General features: G+C 64.0%; 20 protein-coding genes. 5 read left to right on the top strand and 15 right to left on the bottom strand.

From position 1 onward, the window contains the following. Positions 1–31: 31 nt before the first annotated feature. From pcaH to pobA, 3 genes are read right to left on the bottom strand one after another with little or no spacing between them, the layout of a single operon-like run. The gene (gene pcaH / locus ACT6QU_RS12080) at positions 32–787 is read right to left on the bottom strand and encodes a protocatechuate 3,4-dioxygenase subunit beta (protein ID WP_444564619.1); all 756 of its coding nucleotides are present in this window, start codon (positions 785–787) and stop codon (positions 32–34) included. Next, a complete protein-coding gene (gene pcaC, locus ACT6QU_RS12075; RefSeq protein WP_444564620.1) occupies positions 784–1,179 on the bottom strand; it encodes a 4-carboxymuconolactone decarboxylase in 396 nt (131 codons plus the stop codon). Before pcaC ends, pcaH begins: the two co-directional genes overlap by 4 nt. 9 nt (positions 1,180–1,188) lie before the next feature. Then, entirely contained in the window at positions 1,189–2,358 is a 1,170-nt protein-coding gene (pobA, locus tag ACT6QU_RS12070) for a 4-hydroxybenzoate 3-monooxygenase (protein WP_444564621.1), read from the bottom strand. 38 nt (positions 2,359–2,396) lie between these two features. Between pobA and ACT6QU_RS12065 the strand changes: the two genes are divergently transcribed. Further along, entirely contained in the window at positions 2,397–3,338 is a 942-nt protein-coding gene (locus tag ACT6QU_RS12065; RefSeq protein WP_444564622.1) for a helix-turn-helix domain-containing protein, read from the top strand. Here the strand turns inward: ACT6QU_RS12065 and ACT6QU_RS12060 are convergent, their stop codons facing one another. From ACT6QU_RS12060 to ACT6QU_RS12035, 6 genes are all read right to left on the bottom strand, one after another. Next, positions 3,339–3,728, bottom strand: a complete 390-nt coding sequence (locus ACT6QU_RS12060) for a type II toxin-antitoxin system VapC family toxin (protein ID WP_444836704.1) — start codon at positions 3,726–3,728, stop codon at positions 3,339–3,341. Positions 3,729–3,739: 11 nt separating this feature from the next. Next, entirely contained in the window at positions 3,740–3,994 is a 255-nt protein-coding gene (locus tag ACT6QU_RS12055; protein WP_444564624.1) for an antitoxin, read from the bottom strand. A gap of 109 nt (positions 3,995–4,103) precedes the next feature. Continuing rightward, positions 4,104–5,099: an ABC transporter substrate-binding protein gene (locus ACT6QU_RS12050; RefSeq protein ID WP_444564625.1), complete on the bottom strand. Its 996-nt coding sequence runs from the start codon at positions 5,097–5,099 to the stop codon at positions 4,104–4,106. Between the two features lie 22 nt (positions 5,100–5,121). Continuing rightward, positions 5,122–5,985, bottom strand: coding sequence for an ABC transporter permease (locus ACT6QU_RS12045; RefSeq protein WP_444564626.1), 864 nt, complete (start codon positions 5,983–5,985; stop codon positions 5,122–5,124). Next, on the bottom strand, positions 5,982–6,908 hold the full coding sequence (locus ACT6QU_RS12040; RefSeq protein ID WP_444564627.1) for an ABC transporter permease: 927 nt from the start codon (positions 6,906–6,908) through the stop codon (positions 5,982–5,984). The genes ACT6QU_RS12045 and ACT6QU_RS12040 overlap by 4 nt, the downstream gene beginning before the upstream one ends. Before the next feature lie 174 nt (positions 6,909–7,082). Beyond that, positions 7,083–7,871 (bottom strand): ABC transporter ATP-binding protein, encoded by a 789-nt coding sequence (locus ACT6QU_RS12035; RefSeq protein ID WP_024588768.1) that lies wholly within the window; start codon positions 7,869–7,871, stop codon positions 7,083–7,085. Between the two features lie 118 nt (positions 7,872–7,989). On the opposite strand from ACT6QU_RS12035, the gene ACT6QU_RS12030 reads away from it, so the two are divergent. After that, complete coding sequence (locus tag ACT6QU_RS12030) at positions 7,990–8,400, top strand: cupin domain-containing protein (RefSeq protein WP_444564628.1); 411 nt, start codon at positions 7,990–7,992, stop codon at positions 8,398–8,400. Between the two features lie 54 nt (positions 8,401–8,454). On the opposite strand, the gene hydA is transcribed toward ACT6QU_RS12030, so the two are convergent. The 4 genes from hydA to ACT6QU_RS12010 all read right to left on the bottom strand — a co-directional run bounded on the left by hydA (position 8,455) and on the right by ACT6QU_RS12010 (position 12,858). Further along, positions 8,455–9,906: a dihydropyrimidinase gene (gene hydA / locus ACT6QU_RS12025; RefSeq protein WP_444564629.1), complete on the bottom strand. Its 1,452-nt coding sequence runs from the start codon at positions 9,904–9,906 to the stop codon at positions 8,455–8,457. 70 nt (positions 9,907–9,976) lie between these two features. Beyond that, positions 9,977–11,227: a Zn-dependent hydrolase gene (locus ACT6QU_RS12020; protein ID WP_444564630.1), complete on the bottom strand. Its 1,251-nt coding sequence runs from the start codon at positions 11,225–11,227 to the stop codon at positions 9,977–9,979. A gap of 9 nt (positions 11,228–11,236) precedes the next feature. Then, the gene (locus ACT6QU_RS12015; protein WP_444564631.1) at positions 11,237–11,527 is read right to left on the bottom strand and encodes a cupin domain-containing protein; all 291 of its coding nucleotides are present in this window, start codon (positions 11,525–11,527) and stop codon (positions 11,237–11,239) included. A 2-nt stretch (positions 11,528–11,529) separates the two neighbouring features. Beyond that, entirely contained in the window at positions 11,530–12,858 is a 1,329-nt protein-coding gene (locus ACT6QU_RS12010; protein ID WP_444564632.1) for an aspartate aminotransferase family protein, read from the bottom strand. Positions 12,859–13,066: 208 nt separating this feature from the next. Here ACT6QU_RS12010 and rutR point away from each other — a divergent pair, with 208 nt between their 5' ends. From rutR to ACT6QU_RS11995, 3 genes are all read left to right on the top strand, one after another. After that, positions 13,067–13,705, top strand: coding sequence for an HTH-type transcriptional regulator RutR (gene rutR / locus ACT6QU_RS12005; protein ID WP_444564633.1), 639 nt, complete (start codon positions 13,067–13,069; stop codon positions 13,703–13,705). Positions 13,706–13,770: 65 nt separating this feature from the next. Next, positions 13,771–13,983, top strand: a complete 213-nt coding sequence (locus ACT6QU_RS12000) for an AbrB/MazE/SpoVT family DNA-binding domain-containing protein (protein ID WP_444564634.1) — start codon at positions 13,771–13,773, stop codon at positions 13,981–13,983. Beyond that, positions 13,983–14,360: a type II toxin-antitoxin system VapC family toxin gene (locus ACT6QU_RS11995; protein WP_444564635.1), complete on the top strand. Its 378-nt coding sequence runs from the start codon at positions 13,983–13,985 to the stop codon at positions 14,358–14,360. The genes ACT6QU_RS12000 and ACT6QU_RS11995 overlap by 1 nt, the downstream gene beginning before the upstream one ends. On the opposite strand, the gene ACT6QU_RS11990 is transcribed toward ACT6QU_RS11995, so the two are convergent. Continuing rightward, on the bottom strand, positions 14,357–15,277 hold the full coding sequence (locus tag ACT6QU_RS11990; RefSeq protein ID WP_444564636.1) for a DMT family transporter: 921 nt from the start codon (positions 15,275–15,277) through the stop codon (positions 14,357–14,359). The genes ACT6QU_RS11995 and ACT6QU_RS11990 overlap by 4 nt on opposite strands. Positions 15,278–15,362: 85 nt before the next feature. After that, complete coding sequence (gene preA, locus ACT6QU_RS11985; protein WP_444564637.1) at positions 15,363–16,676, bottom strand: NAD-dependent dihydropyrimidine dehydrogenase subunit PreA; 1,314 nt, start codon at positions 16,674–16,676, stop codon at positions 15,363–15,365.

Raw genomic sequence — 16,676 nt, 5'->3', positions numbered from 1 at the left:
TCAGTGTATTCAATGAACCTCGAAACGCAAATCAATTCCCGTCCATGCGGTTCTCGAACAGCGTCGAACGCCTGCCGCGCAGCACCATGTCGAACTTGTAAGCGCGCGAATCCATCGGGATCGTCGCGTTCATGTCGAGCGCCGCCGTCAGCCCGTCAATGGCCGCCTTGTCGTTGATCGTCTTCACGATCGGGCATTTCCAGATCAGCGGATCGCCCTCGAAATACATCTGCGTAATCAACCGTTGCGCAAAGCCGGGGCCGAAGAGCGAGAAATGGATATGAGCCGGGCGCCAGTCGTTGACGCCGTTTGGCCAGGGATAGGGTCCCGGCTGGATGGTGCGAAAGGAGTAGTTCCCGTCCTCGTCGGTGATGGTGCGCCCACAGCCGCCAAAATTCGGGTCGAGCGGTGCGACATAGCCCTCCTTGCGGTGGCGGTAGCGCCCGCCGGCATTGGCCTGCCAGAATTCGAGCAGCGCGCCCGGTACGCCCTTGCCGCGCTCGTCGAGCACGCGTCCGTAGACGATGATGCGCGGGCCGATGGCCATCTCGCCCGGCTTCGCGAAATTGGTGATCAGGTCGTTGTCGAGCTCGCCGAGAATGTTGTGACCGAACACCGGTCCGGTGATTTCCGACAGCGTGCCGTCGAGCGACAGCAGTGCCTTCTGCGGCGAGCGCAGGACGGACGTCTTGTACCACGGCGTAAAGGCCTGCGGATGCCACTCGCGGTCGCGCTGGAAGAACGCGCCGGTCTCCGGCTTGCGGTTGGAAATGTGGCTGTCGCTCACGGCTTTTGCCCTCCGTCCATCTCGTCGAGTACCTGCTTGACGACCTTGATCGCATGATTGGCGCGCGGCACGCCGGCATAGATGGCGACGTGCAGCATCGCCTCCATGATGTCGTCGCGCGAAGCGCCCGTATTGGCGGTGGCGCGCGTGTGCAGCGCCAGTTCCTCGAAATTGCCGAGCCCTGCGAGCAGCGCCAGCGTCATCATCGACCGCTCGCGCTTGGTGATCGTGTCGCGCGACCACACATGGCCCCACGCGGCTTCCGTGATCAGCGTCTGGAACGGCTCGTCATAGGTGCTCGACTTCTTGGTGGCGGCGTTGACATAGGATGCGCCCAGCACCGAGCGGCGCGTGGCCATGCCCTGGTCGTAACGTTTGGATTTCTCGCTCATTTCACCTCCTCAATATGGCAGGCCGACATAGTTCTCCGCCAGCGACGCCGAGGCCGCCTGCGAGTGAACCAGATAGTCGAGTTCCGCCTCCTGGATACGCTGTCCGAACGGACCCGTATCGTCAAAGCGGTGCATGGTCGAGGTCATCCAGGCCGAAAACCGCTCCGCCTTCCAGACCCGCGACAGGGCTTTTTGCGAATAGGCGTCGATGCCGGCATCCGACTTTTCGGCGTAATGCTCGCGTAGCCCGTCGAAGAGATAGCGCACGTCGCTCGCTGCAAGATTGAGCCCCTTGGCGCCCGTAGGCGGCACGATATGCGCTGCGTCACCGACGAGAAACAGCCGGCCGAAGCGCATCGGCTCGGCGACGAACGAACGCAGCGGCGCGATCGACTTCTCGATGGACGGGCCGGTCGTCATCTTCTCCGCCGTTTCCTGCGGCAGGCGCCGGCGCAATTCGTCCCAGAAGCGATCGTCCGACCATTCCTCGACCTTGTCGTCGAGCGTGCACTGGACATAGTAGCGGCTGCGCGTCGGCGAACGCATCGAGCAGAGCGCGAAGCCGCGTGGATGGTTGGCGTAGATGAGTTCGTGATGCACTGGCGGCACGTCGGCGACGATGCCGAGCCAGCCGAACGGATAGACCCGCTCGAAAGTCTCAAGGCCCTTGCCCTCCACCGCCTTGCGCGAAGCACCGTGAAACCCGTCGCAGCCGGCGATGAAATCGCAGTCGAGCCGATGCGTTAGGCCGTCCTTCTCATAGGTGACATAAGGGCCAGCGCCGTCGAAGTCGTGCGGCTCGACGCTATCCGCCTCGTAGATCGTGACGCCGCCGGTCGAAAGCCGCTTGTCCATCAAGTCGCGCGTGACTTCGGTCTGGCCATAGACCATCACGCGCTTGCCCGTCAGTTCATGAAGGTCAATGTTGTGTCGGCGACCGTTAAACGTCAGGTCAAACCCGTCATGCGGCAGCCCCTGCCGGCGCATTCGCTCGCCCGCGCCCGCCTCGTCGAGCATGTGCGTCGTGCCCTCTTCGAGCACGCCCGCCCGGATGCGGCCCAGCACGTAGTCGCGCGTCTGGCGCTCGAGAATGACGTTGTCGATGCCCGCATTGGTCAGGAGTTGGCCGAGAAGCAACCCCGACGGGCCAGAGCCGATGATGGCGACCTGCGTGCGCAAACGAAATCCTCCCTTGTCCTCGCCACGAGCAATGGCGCATGGCGAAAGGCAGCTCAATGGACATTTGCCGCATCGGATTGCACAATCCGAACATGACGACCGCGCGCACCAAGATTCCCTCCTACCGCCTTTTCGGCGAGCATCAGGACGATCCGGCCGATTTCTGGCTCCATTGCGAGCCGATCCCGGAACGTACGCACCTGCACAATTGGGAGATCGCACTGCATCGGCACGAGCAGTTTTTCCAGCTCTTCCTGTTGCCGCAGGGCTCGGGCGAGATCGTCTCGCAGGACGGCATCCTGGCGTTCACGGCCCCCGTCATCCTGTACATCCCGCCCGATGCCGGCCACGGATTCCGCTTCACCCGCGACATCGACGGGCTCGTGGTGACAGCCTTGGCCGACCGCCTGCGCAGCCTGACGGCGGCCGACCGCGAGATCGCGCGCTTCGCCGAAAAGCTGCGCATCGTCGCCGTCGCGGGCGAGGACGGTACCCGTTCCGCCGAGGCGATCGAGCGGATCGACGCCGAACTCTCCGGCCGATCCATCGGCCGCTCGCTGCTGCTCGAACCCTTGATGACAGAAGCGCTCGTCGCCCTGACCCGGGCCTCGCGCCCCGGCAACGGCCAGCAGGAACAGGATCGCGATCTCGCCCGCATCGAGGCGTTGCTGACGATCGTCGACACGCATTTCCGCGAGCGCCATCCGGTCGGCTTCTATGCGGATCGACTCGGCGTCTCCGCCGCGCATTTGAACCGCATCACCCGCAACGCATCCGGCCTTTCGATCCAGAACCTGATCGACCGGCGCACGCTGGAAACCGCCCGGCGCGACCTGATCTTCACCCCGACGCCGATCAGCAAGATCGCCTATTCGCTCGGCTTTTCCGACCCGGCCTATTTCAACCGCTTCTTCCGCAAGCAGACCGGCCTCACCCCCGGCGCCTTCCGCGACCGCGAGCGGCGGCGGCTGGCGGATTGATCATTGGGCGGTCCAGTCCTCGATCCGCAAATCGGCCACTTGCAAAAAAGCCCGGTCGTTGGTCACGAGAACGCAGTCCGCCTGAAGCGCGTGGGCGGCGATCAGCATGTCGAGCGAACCGAGCGACTTGCCTTCGCTTTCAAGTCCCGCGCGCGTCCGGCCATATGTTGCGGCCGTATCGCTGTCCCAGGGCTTGATCGTCACACGCATCAGGAATTCGCGAACGATCCGATGCAGCCGCACAGCGTCGGGTCGACGCTCGAGGCCGAACAGCAACTCGCCTTCGGTGATGGCGGAGACGCAAATCTCGTGAAGCGGCAATGCCGTCATCCGAACGATGGCAGCGGGGTGCCCGCGCACGATCTGGCTCACCATGTTGGTGTCCAGCATGTACTTCGCGGTCACTCGGTCCAGCCCGCGAATGGATCGCGTTGCGCATCGTCCTGCCGACGCTCTTCAGGCGACAGGAAATCGCCGACCTTTTCCTTGCCGAGCGCCGCGAGAAACCCGTTCCAGTCGTTCGGCTTTTCCGACAGGACGACGTCGCCGCTCTCGTTGCGGCTGACATAGACCTCGGTCCCGTTGAAGCGGAACTCCGCAGGCAGACGGACCGCTTGGCTGCGTCCATTGATGAAGACCTTGGCAATGCGCGTCATGGCATACGTCCTTGATAGATACCAAGATATATATCATCCGCCCGCCTGCGCCACAACGCAGAAAAGGGGCGGTCGCCCGCCCCTTCCCGGATACCAAATCTGCCCGCGCCTACTTGAGCTGGTCGGTGACGACCGCCGAGAACGCGCCTTCCGGCTCCTTGGTGATCGCCGGGTTGTCGGGGGAGACGGCAGAAAGCAGCGTCTGTACGGTCTGTTCGTAGGAAGCCGGATCGAGCGCCGCGCTTTCGCCGACGAGGCCGGCGGCGACTTCCACCTGCCAGACCTGGCTTTCCTCGGTCAGTGCGCCCGAGAGATCGTTCTCGAGAACGATGCCGGCAGCTTCGTCGACATTCTCTTTGGCGTATTCCCAGCCGCGCATGGAGGCGCGCACGAAGCGGACCATCTGGTCGACGAATTCCGGGTCGTCGAGCTTGTCTTCCATGACGTAGAGCCCGTCTTCCAGCATGCCGACGCCCTCGTCCGCATAGTTGAAGACCTTGAGGCTGTCTTCAGGAACGCCTGCATCAAGGAGCTGCTTGAACTCATTGTATTTCATCGTCGAAATGCAGTCGGCCTGGTTCTGCAAAAGCGGGTCGACGTTGAAGGCTTGGCGCAGGACTTCGACGCCCTCTTCGCCGCCTTCGGTCGGCAGGTCGAGCTTGGCCATCCAGGCGTAGAACGGATATTCGTTGCCGAAGAACCAGACGCCGAGCTTCTTGCCCTTGAAGTCGTCGGTCGACTGAACGCCGCTCTGCTCGGAGCAGACGAGCTGCAGCGCCTGGCTGGCGAAGGGCTGGGCGATGTTGACCAGAGGCACGCCGCGTTCGCGCGCGGCAAGGCCGGCCGCCATCCAGGTAGTGATCACGTCGGCGCCGCCGCCGGCGATCACCTGCTCGGGCGCGATGTCCGGCCCGCCCGGATTGATCGTGACGTCAAGCCCTTCCTCCTCGTAGAAGCCCTTGTCCTTGGCGACGAGATAGCCGGCGAACTGGCCCTGGTTGACCCATTTCAACTGGAAGGTGATCGGGTCGAGATCCTGCGCCATGGCCGGCAGCGCGGCCATTGCGACGGATGAGGCGAGCGCACCCATGATGAGCTTTTTCATGTCAGTTCCCCTTTTTTATAGTTCACGTCTTTCCACCACGGATCGACGGATGCCAGAAGGTCACGCCGCGCTCGACGAGCGCGATGAGACCGTAGAAGATCGAGCCGGCAAGAGCGGCCACCGCGATTTCAGCCCAGACCATGTCGACGTTCAAGCGCCCGATGGCGGACGAGATGCGGAATCCCATCCCGACGACCGGCGTGCCGAAGAATTCGGCGACGATCGCGCCGATCAGCGCCAGGGTCGAATTGATCTTGAGCGCGTTGAAGATGAACGGCCAGGCGGCGGGCAGGCGCAGCTTGAAAAGCGTCGCCCAGTGGCCGGCCGCATAGGTGCGCATCAGGTCGCGCTCCATTTGGTTCGACGCGTTGAGGCCAGCGACCGCATTCACCAGCATCGGAAAGAACGTCATGACCACGACGACGGCGGCCTTGGACTGCCAGTCGAAGCCGAACCACATGACCATGATCGGCGCGATGCCGACGAGCGGCAGCGCCGAAACGAAGTTGCCGACCGGCAGCAGCCCGCGCTTCAGGAAGGGCGAGCGGTCGATCAGGATCGCGACGACCAGCCCGGCAAGGCAGCCGATCGCATAGCCGGGCAGCACCGAGCGGACGAAGGTTTGGTAGAAATCGGCCCAGAGCGTCGGCACCGAGGAGGCGATCCGCGCCCAGATTGCGCTCGGCGGCGGCAGGAGCACGGACGGCACGCTGAAGCCGCGAACCAGGCCTTCCCAAAGCACCAGAAGCGCCGCGCCGAAGAGAAGCGGCACGACGAAATTGATCGCCCGCGCCGCCGTCCCGCGCGCCTTGAGGCGGACCAGCCATTCGTTGATTGCCCACGCGACGAGCCAGAAGGCGATGGCTCCCAAGACCAGCGCGTTCATGGCCGTGCTCCGGTGCGCGCAAGCACGATCCGCTGGACGATGCCGATGGCGAGAATGAGCATGGCCGACAATCCCGCCGCCATCAAAAGCGCGGACCAAATCTGCACCGTCTGCCCGTAATAGGAGCCGGCGAGAAGTCGCGAGCCGAGCCCGCCCGCCGCACCCGTCGGCAGTTCGCCAACGATAGCGCCGACGAGGCTCGCCGCGACGCCCACCTTCATCGAGGTGAAGAGGTAAGGCAGCGCCGATGGAAAGCGCAGCTTCCAGAATGTCTGGCCCTGGCTCGCGTGATAGGTGCGCATCAGGTCGAGCTGGATCGTGTCGGGGCTGCGGAAGCCCTTCACCATACCGACGACGACCGGGAAGAACGACAGATAAGTCGAGATCAGCGCCTTCGGCACCAGCCCGGTCATGCCGATGGAGGCGAGCACGACCACGACCATCGGCGCGATGGCGAGGATGGGGATCGTCTGCGAGGCGATGATCCACGGCATCAGCGAGCGGTCCATCGCGCGGTTGTGGACGATCAGCACGGCGAGCAGGATGCCCAGCACCGTGCCCATGACGAAGCCGAGCAACGTCGCCGAAAGCGTGATCCAGGCATGGTAGACGAGGCTGCGCCGCGAGGTGACGTTCTGCCCGACGACAGAATTCCAGAGCTCCACCGCGACCTGATGCGGCGCCGGCAGAAGCGGGCGGTCCTGGCTCATCGTACCGGCGAGGAAATCGACCCACGTCCAGTCGCCCTCGCCGCGCGCGAAGATTTGGAGTTGCCAGGGTGCATTCAGCCAGACCGCAGCCAGATACCAGACGGCAAGGATCGCGATAACTACGATCAGCACCGGCACGGTGGTGCCCTGGCTCACGCGGCTCCAGATACCGGAACGGCCGATCGCACCCCCGGGAACGGCAATCGCGCTCATAGGTCCCGACCCCCCTCTGCCCTGCCGGGCATCTCGCCCTCAAGGGGGGAGATCAAGCGCGTCACCGGGTCCGCCAACATCGTCTCCGTATGGATGGGGCGACGAAGAAAGTGATCTCCCCCCTTGAGGGGGAGATGGGCGGCAGCCCAGAGGGGGGTGAGAACTGAGCCTACATCACTCATAGCTATGCCCCGCCCGCAGCCCCTCGCGCACCCTTGCCGCAATCGCCAGGAACTCCGGCGTCTCGCGAATGTCGAGCGGGCGCTCGGCCGGCAGCGTGCTTTCGATCACATCGGTCACGCGCCCCGGCCGCGGCGACATCACCACGATCTTGGTCGACAGGTAGACCGCCTCCGGGATCGAATGGGTGACGAAGCAGATCGTCTTGTTCGTGCGCGCCCAAAGCTGCAGCAACTGCTCGTTCAGATGATCGCGCACGATTTCGTCGAGCGCGCCGAACGGCTCGTCCATCAGGAGAAGGTCCGCGTCGAAGGCGAGCGCGCGAGCGATCGAGGCGCGCTGCTGCATGCCGCCCGACAATTGCCACGGATACTTCTTCTCGAACCCGGCCAGGTTGACGAGGTCGAGCGTGCGCGCGATGCGCGCCTTCCGCTCCTCGCGCGAATAGCCCATGATCTCCAGCGGCAGCGCGACATTGCGCTCGATCGTGCGCCACGGATAGAGCGCGGCCGCCTGAAAGACATAGCCGTAGGCGCGGCTGCGACGGGCTTCCTCGGGCGTCATGCCATTGACCGAGATCGTGCCTGCCGTCGGCTGTTCGAGATCGGCGATGACGCGCAGGAACGTCGTCTTGCCGCAGCCCGACGGCCCGATGAACGACACGAATTCGCCCTTGCGGATATCGAGGTCGACGTCCGACAGCGCATGCACCGGCCCGTCATTGGTCTCGAAGGTGAGCCCGAGCCCGCTGGCGGAAATCACGGTGTCGGAAATGGGTTTCATGAGCATGGATGACCGCTCTGGCGCGCGGCCGCCAGCCATTGACGGCGCGCGTTCTGGAAGGAATTGATGTGACGTTCGCATAGGCCATACGACGTGCCAAGAACAGCGAGGAGGAAGGATGTCCCCATCATCTGCCAAGGCCTGCCGGCTGGTGCGCGCGAAAACGAATTTCGACGGGCGTCAGGGGTTGACCTATGCCGAGGGCATCACGGCCCAGAGCGTCGGTGCGACTGGCCTGTCGATGCACCTCGTCACCATCCCGCCCGGCGCGCGCGCCAAGGCGCATCTGCATGAGAGCCACGAGACGGCGATCTTCGTGACGGCGGGAACGGCGCGCACCTGGTATGGCGAGCGGCTGGAGCACCATGTCGACATGGGCGCCGGCGACATGCTCTACATCCCCGCCGGCCTTCCGCATTTGCCGGTCAATATCGGCGGCGAGCCCTGCACGGCAGTCATTGCGCGCACCGATGCCAACGAGCAGGAGGCCGTCAGGCTCCTGCCCGAACTCGACGCACTCGTGCCCTGAGGTCCGATGCCGGAAACGCCCGGCACCGCAGATGGTCCGAGCCGATCCCATGGATCAAACCCCGCTGGCCGGAATGCCCGAACGCTCGATCTTGCGCGGCGCGACGACTTGCTTCCAGGTCGAAAGCGCCTGGCTGACCGAAGTCTTCGCCTCGCGCGCCACGAACTTGCCGTGACCGGGCCTGGCTTTCACCTCGCCATCTTCGATCGCGACCTCGCCCCGCGTGAAGACGGTTCTCGGCAGGCCCTTCACCTTAATGCCCTCGAACACGTTGTAGTCGATCACCGACTGCTGGCTCGCGGCCGAGATCGTTTTCGTCTTCTCCGGGTCCCAGATGACGATGTCGGCATCCGCGCCTTCGACGATTGCACCCTTCTTCGGGTACATGCCGAAGATCTTCGCCGTGTTGGTCGAGGTCGCGGCGACGAACTCGTTCGGCGTCAGGCGGCCGGTGTTGACGCCGAAGGTCCACAGGACCGGCATCCGGTCTTCGAGCCCGCCGGTGCCGTTCGGAATCTTGGTGAAATCGCCGATGCCGGTGCGCTTCTGATCGGTCGTGAAGGCGCAGTGATCGGTGGCGACGACCTGCAGCGAGCCGGCCGATAGCCCTGCCCATAGCGAATCCTGATGCTGCTTGGAGCGGAAGGGCGGGCTCATCACGCGCCGTGCGGCATGGTCCCAGTCCTTGTCGAAATATTCGGTCTCGTCGAGGACGAGATGCTGCACCAGCGGCTCGCCATAAACGCGCATGCCCTTCTGGCGCGCGCGGCGGATCGCTTCATGGCTCTGCTCGCAGGAAACATGGACAACATAAAGCGGAACGCCCGCCATGTCGGCGATCATGATCGCACGGTTGGTCGCCTCGCCCTCCACTTCCGGCGGGCGCGAATAGCTGTGCGCTTCCGGGCCGTTATTGCCGGCTGCGAGCAGCTTTTGCTGCAGTTGCGCGACGACGTCGCCGTTCTCGGCATGAACCATCGGCAGCGCGCCGAGTTCGGCGCAGCGCTGGAACGACGAATACATCTCGTCATCGTCCACCATCAGCGCGCCCTTATAGGCCATGAAGTGCTTGAACGAGGTGATGCCCTTCTCGACCACGGCCGGCATCTCGTCGAACACCTTCTCGCCCCACCAGGTGATCGCCATGTGGAAGGAATAGTCGCACGCCGCCTTGGTCGACTTGTTGTCCCACATCTGCAGCGCTTCCATCAGCGACTGCTCCGGGCTTGGCAGGCAGAAATCGACCACCATCGTCGTGCCGCCGGCCAGCGCCGCGCGGGTGCCGCTCTCGAAATCGTCGGCCGAATAGGTGCCCATGAAGGGCATTTCCAGATGCGTGTGCGGGTCGATGCCACCGGGCATGACATAACACCCGGTCGCGTCGAATTCCTCGTCGCCGGCCAAGTTCGGCCCGATGGCGGAGATCGTCTCGCCGTCGATCAGGATATCCGCCTTCCACGTCCGGTCAGCGGTGACGATGGTTCCGTTCTTGATGACTTTCGTCATTCTCGTTCCCCTTTTTGATGAGCCGCTTCTTTGGCGAGCGGCTTCAAGGATTTCATTCAAGCGATTACGATTACTCCACGATCTCCGCCGTCTCGACGACCGCATGGAAGAGTACGTCCGCTCCCGCGCGCGCCCAGTCCTTGGTGATCTCCTCCGCCTCGTTGTGGCTGAGCCCGTCGACGCAGGGACACATGACCATCGCGGTCGGCGCGACGCGGTTGATCCAGCAAGCGTCGTGGCCCGCGCCCGAAACAATGTTCCGATGCGAATAACCGAGACGCTCGGCCGCGTCGCGAATGGCACTCACGCAGCCTTCGTCGAAAGCGACGGGATCGAAATGCCCGACCGCCTCGACGTCGCAGGCGATGTCGAGCGCCTCGCAGATCGTCGCCGCTCCATCCTCGATCCGCTCGCGCATCTGCGTCAGCGTGTCGAGGTCTGGCGAGCGGATGTCGACCGTGAAGACGACCTTGCCGGGAATGACGTTGCGTGAGTTCGGGTAGACCTCGACATGGCCGATGGCGCCGACGGCGTCCGGCTGGAAGTCCATCGCGACTTCATGGACGAGTTCGGTGATCCGCGCCATGCCGAGGCCGGCGTTGCGGCGCTTGGGCATCGGCGTCGAGCCGGTGTGCGAATCCTTGCCGGTCAGCGTGAATTGCAGCCACCAGAGCCCCTGCCCGTGCGTGACGACGCCGATGTCGATCCCTTCGTCCTCGAGAATCGGCCCCTGCTCGATGTGAAGCTCGAAGAACGCCTTCATCTTGCGCTGGCCGACTTCCTCGTCGCCCTTCCAGCCGATGCGCTCCAACTCGTCGCCGAAGCGCTTGCCCTTGGCGTCCGTCCGGTCATAGGCCCAGTCGAGGTCGATCTCGCCGGCAAATACGCCCGAGGCGATCATCGCCGGCGCAAAGCGCGTGCCTTCCTCGTTCGTCCAGTTGGTCACGACGATCGGATGCTTGGTCTTGATGCCGAGATCGTTCATCGAGCGGATCACCTCGAGCCCGCCGAGAACGCCGAGAACGCCGTCGAACTTGCCGCCGGTCGGCTGCGTGTCGAGATGGCTGCCGACATAGACCGGCAGCGCGTCCGGGTCCGTGCCTTCGCGGCGCGCGAACATCGCGCCCATCTGGTCGACGGCGACGCTCATGCCCGCATCTTCGCACCAGCGCTTGAAGAGATGCCGGCCTTCGCCGTCCTCGTCGGTCAGCGTCTGGCGGTTGTTGCCCCCGGCAACGCCCGGGCCGATCTTCGCCATCTCCATCAGCGAATCCCACAAACGGTCTGGATTGATTCGCAGATTTTCGCCCGGCGCTGCCATGCTTGTCCCTTATGCTTTCAGTTCGATTTCGACGAAGGACATCGGCGCATCGCCATCATTGATGACGTTATGCTCGACGCCCTCGCTGCGGCGATAGGCGTCCCCCGCCTTGAATTCGACCCGGCGGTTGGTGCCGCCGGGCTCTTCCAGAAGCATCGCGCATGGCGTGATCGTTGTGATCACATAGTCCATGCCGTGCCGGTGCCAGCCCGTCTCCGCGCCCGGCGCGAAGTCCCACCGCGTGACGCGTACCTGGTCGTCATCGACCAGAACCGCGTGCGTCGCCTGCGGGCGGGCCATTCTCAGGCTACCTCGTTCAGCACCGTGCGGACGCAATCGACGATCTCGTCGATCTGGCCCTTCTCGATGATCAGCGGCGGCGAGAGCGCAATGATGTCGCCGGTCGTGCGGATGAGAACGCCCTTCTCGAACGCCTTGACGAAGGCCGAAAACGCCCGCTTGGTCGGCTCGCCGGCGATCGGCTGCAGTTCGATCGCGCCGACAAGGCCGATATTGCGGATGTCGATGACGTTCGGCGCATCCTTCAGCGAGTGGAGCGCATCTTCCCAATAGGGCGCAAGCTCCGCGCCACGGGTCAGCAGCCCCTCTTCCTTGTAGGTGTCGAGCGTGGCGATCGCCGCGGCCGACGCGATCGGATTGCCCGAATAGGTGTAGCCGTGGAAGAACTCGATCATGTGCTCGGGGCCGGTCATGAACGCGTCGTGGATTTCCGACGTCACGAACACCGCGCCCATCGGGATGACGCCGTTGGTCACGCCCTTCGCCGTGGTGATGATGTCGGGCATCACGCCGAAATAGTCGGCCGCAAACGGCGTGCCGAGACGGCCGAAGCCCGTGATGACCTCGTCGAAGATCAACAGGATGCCGTGCTTGGTGCAGATGTCCCGCAGGCGCTTCAGATAGCCCTGCGGCGGGATCAGGACGCCCGTGGAGCCGGCGACCGGTTCGACGATGACGGCCGCGACGGTCGAGGCGTCATGCAGCGTGACGATGCGCTCCAACTCGTCGGCAAGGTCCCCGCCATGCTCCGGCACGCCGCGCGTGAACGCGTTCTTTGCCGGCAGGTGCGTGTGCGGCATGTGGTCGACGCCGGTGAGCAACGTGCCGAACATCTTGCGGTTGGTGACGATGCCGCCGACCGAGATGCCGCCGAAATTGACGCCGTGATAGCCGCGCTCGCGGCCGATCAGGCGTGTGCGCGCGCCCTGCCCCTTCACGCGCTGGTAGGCAAGCGCGATCTTGAGCGCGGTCTCGACCGATTCCGAGCCGGAATTGGTGAAGAAGACGTGGTTCATTCCCTCGGGCGCGACGTCGACCAGCCGGTTGGCGAGTTCGAAGACGATCGGATGGCCCATCTGGAAGGCCGGCGCATAGTCGAGTTCGGCGACCTGGCGCTGCACGGCCTCGGTGATCTTCGGCCGGCAATGCCCGGCATTGACGCACCACAGGCCCGCCGTCCCGTCGAGGATCTCGCGGCCGTCGGTCGTGCGGTAATGCATGTCCTTGGCAGAAGTCAGCATGCGCGGCGCCTGCTTGAACTGCCTGTTGGAGGTGAACGGCATCCAGAATGCGGAAAGATCGTTCGGCGCGACGTTGAGCCGGTTCGACATGACCAAGCTTCCCCTTTTTCGTGTTCCCTTTTCGGCCAACGCTTGGTGTGTCGGACGCAGTCGTGCTACGCATTTTTGACCGATTGGACAAACGTTAGCACCGCCACCATGGCGGTCAAGGACATAGTAGGGGAAATGGCGCAGCATCCTCGCGCTCCACACGCGATGAGCAGCTGGTCCAGTCAATTGGTCCAGTCGGGGTGCAGCCATGGACGCTGAAACGCCCGTCCGCCGTCGCCGCACGCGCATCCAGACCGAGAAGCGCGAACTGATCCTCGATGCCGCGCTCGACGTCTTTTCGCAGCACGGGTTTCGCGGCGCGACCATCGACCAGATCGCCGAGGCGGCCGGCATGTCGAAGCCGAACCTCCTCTATTATTTCCGCTCCAAGGAGGCGATGTTCACGACGCTGATCGAGCGCCTGCTGCAGACATGGCTTGCCCCTTTGCGCGCACTCGACGACATCGGCGATCCGATCGGCGAACTGCGCTCCTATATCCGCCGCAAGCTCGAAATGGCACGCGACTACCCGCGTGAAAGCCGCCTTTTTGCCAACGAGATCCTGCAGGGCGCGCCCCGCATCCAGCACCTGATCGAAGGCGAACTGAAGCCCCTCGTCGACGAAAAGGCCGCGCTCATCAAGGGCTGGATGAAGGCCGGCAAGATCGCCCGAACCGACCCCTGGCACCTGATCTTCTCGATCTGGGCGACGACCCAGCATTACGCCGACTTCGACATCCAGGTCCGCACGGTCCTTGGGCCGGACAGAGGCGGCGACGGCCGGTTCGAGGATGCTGCGCGTTATCTTGAGCAGTTGTTCCTGGAGGGGCTGCGGCCGAAGGGGTGAGCCTTGCGCCTTTGCCTCGATCGACCTATCTTACATTTCGGCCATCGTTAGGCATGAGGTAAGAAATGGGCGATGCAACGACGCTTTCTTCCAAGTTCCAGATATCGATCCCCAAGGCCGTTCGGGATAAGCACAATTGGAAGCCGGGGCAAAAATTTGCCTTCATCCCGAAAGACGGGGGCCTAATGTTGGTGCCCGTGCCGGAGCTTGAGGACCTTCTCGGCATCGCCGAAGGCGCCGACCCAACTGGCTATCGCGACAGAAACGATCGCTATTGATGCGTGTCGTTGACAGTTCCGCCTGGATCGAGTGGCTCGGTCGTGGACGCCTTATCGAGCGTCTTCGACCGATGATGCCGGGGTGGGGATCGCGCGTTGTCCCTACTGTTGTTCAACTCGAGGTCGCCAAATGGCTTAAGCGAGAAGTATCCGAGCGAAGCGCGGACGCTTTCATTGGGCATTCGCAGATGTGTATCGTCGCACCTTTGACGACTGAGATCGCAGTGCGCGCAGCAGAGCTGTGCATCTCGCACAAACTCGCAACCGCTGACGCCATCATCTACGCCACCGCCCTGCACATGGACGCCGATCTCCTGACCTGCGACGCCCATTTCAAGGACCTGCCCGGCGTCGTCTTCCTCGACAAGGGCGGCTAACGATCCGGCGCCATTGCCAGCACCACCAGCGCAGCCATCGTCACCAGCGCACCGGCCGCCACTGCCCCGCTCGCCCAGCCATGGCCGAGCAGCCCTTCATAGAGGATGATGAAGGACGGCGTGAGATAGGTGTAGGCCATCACCTTGGCAGCAGGCAGGCGCATTGCGCCGAACTGGACGAGGAACGTCGTGCCGGCAGTGGTGAAGACGGCAAGATAGGCGACGGCAATCCAGACGATCGCCGGCATTGTCGCCCAGTCTGTCTCGAAAAGTTCCGGCACGGAGTAGAGCGCGATCCAGATGCCGGTGCCGAACAGCGTCCACAACGTGAAGACCGGCAGCGCCTCTCCCCGATTGAGCCGGCGCACCAGCGGCGCATAGGCCGCGTGGCAGGCGACGCCGATGAGGAAGATCAGTTCGCCGAGCCCCAGATCGAAGGCGAGCAACGCGCCCGCATCGCCGCGAAAGATGACCCAGACTGCCCCGCAAGCCGCGACGACGAGGCCGACGAGCACGATTGCGCGCGGCTTTTCGCCGAGGAAGAGCAGCCCGAACCCCGCCGCCATCAGTGGCATCAGCGTGAACACCGCGCCCGTCGCCACCGGCGTCGTCAGGCGCAGCGCAATGAACATGGTGATGAAGAAGACCGCCATCAGGAAGCCGAGCACCGCGTAGCGCCAGACCTCGCGCGGGGCGGGAATGCGCCCCTTGTTCAAGAGCGCGACCGCACTCGCCATCACGCAGATGCCGAAGACGAAGCGCACGGTGTTGATCGCGCCCGGCCCGATATGCGAGGCGGCCATCGCTCCGATCGAATAGGAGCCGGAGACGAGCGCGGCGAAGCCGAGCATCGCCAGATGGCCGACGAGCTTGTCGCGGCCTTGGGCATGGGAGCGCTTCACCGCGATGTCGGCCAATTTGCAATCGTCCTCTTTCACGAAAAATCGGGCGCGGTTTCCCGCGCCCGATGCAATTCACATGAGAAGTTTTGCCCGCGCAAGCCTACTCGGCCGCAACCTTTGCGGCAGGATTGTTCGGATGCGTGGTCCAGTTGGCATAGACGGGCGACACCGTCTTGTCGGTGCGCTGGTCGAGCGCGCCGGCGGCCAGCGCATCCATGGTGATGCAGCTTTCGACCGGACAGACATTGACGCACAGATTGCAGCCGACGCACTCCGCCTCGATCACCTCGAAGTGGCGCTTGCCGTCCACCATGTTGGTGATCGCCTGGTGCGAGGTGTCCTCGCAGGCGATGTGGCAGCGGCCGCACTTGATGCACAGATCCTGGTCGATACGCGCCTTGGTGACGTAGTTGAGGTTGAGATACTGCCAGTCGGTCACGTTCGGCGTTGCGCGGCCGATGATATCGTCGAGGTCGCGATGACCCTTCTCATCCATCCATTCCGAAAGCCCAGTGATCATCTCCTCGACGATCTTGAAGCCATAGGTCATCGCGGCGGTGCACACCTGCGCGTTACCGGCCCCAAGTGCCAGGAATTCGGCCGCGTCGCGCCACGTGGTGATGCCGCCGATCGCCGAAATCGGCAGGCCGCGCGTTTCGGGATCGCGCGCGATCTCGGCCACCATGTTCATGGCGATCGGCTTGACCGCCGGGCCGCAATAGCCGCCATGCGTGCCCTTGCCGTCGATGGTGGGCTCCGGCGCGAAGCTGTCGAGATTGACGCCCGTGATCGAGTTGATCGTGTTGATCAGCGAGACGGCGTCGGTCCCGCCGGCATGGGCGGCCCGCGCGGGCTTGCGGATGTCGGTGATGTTGGGCGTCAGCTTGGTGATGACCGGCATGCGGGTGTATTGCTTGCACCAGCGCACGACCATTTCGATATATTCAGGCACCTGGCCGACCGCCGCGCCCATGCCGCGCTCGCTCATGCCGTGCGGACAGCCGAAATTGAGCTCGATGCCGTCCGCCCCGGTCTCCTCCACCAGCGGCAGAATCGAGCGCCACGCGTTTTCCTCGCACGGAACCATGATCGAGACGACCATCGCCCGGTCCGGCCAGTCGCGCTTGACCTGCTTGATCTCGCGCAAATTGGTTTGCAGGTCGCGGTCGGTGATCAGCTCGATATTGTTCAAGCCCAGCAGCCGCCGGTCCGCACCCCAGATCGCGCCATAACGCGGGCCGTTGACGTTGACGACGGGCGGCCCCTCCTCGCCAAGCGTCTTCCACACCACACCGCCCCAGCCCGCCTTGAACGCGCGCACGACGTTGTACGCCTTGTCGGTTGGCGGCGCGGAGGCCAGCCAGAACGGATTGGGCGACTTGATGCCGACGAAGTTCGAACGAATGTCTGCCAT

The sequence above is a fragment of the Aliihoeflea sp. genome (assembly GCF_052435475.1).
Lineage (GTDB): Bacteria > Pseudomonadota > Alphaproteobacteria > Rhizobiales > Rhizobiaceae > Aliihoeflea.
This window is presented reverse-complemented; position numbering and strand designations above follow the sequence as displayed.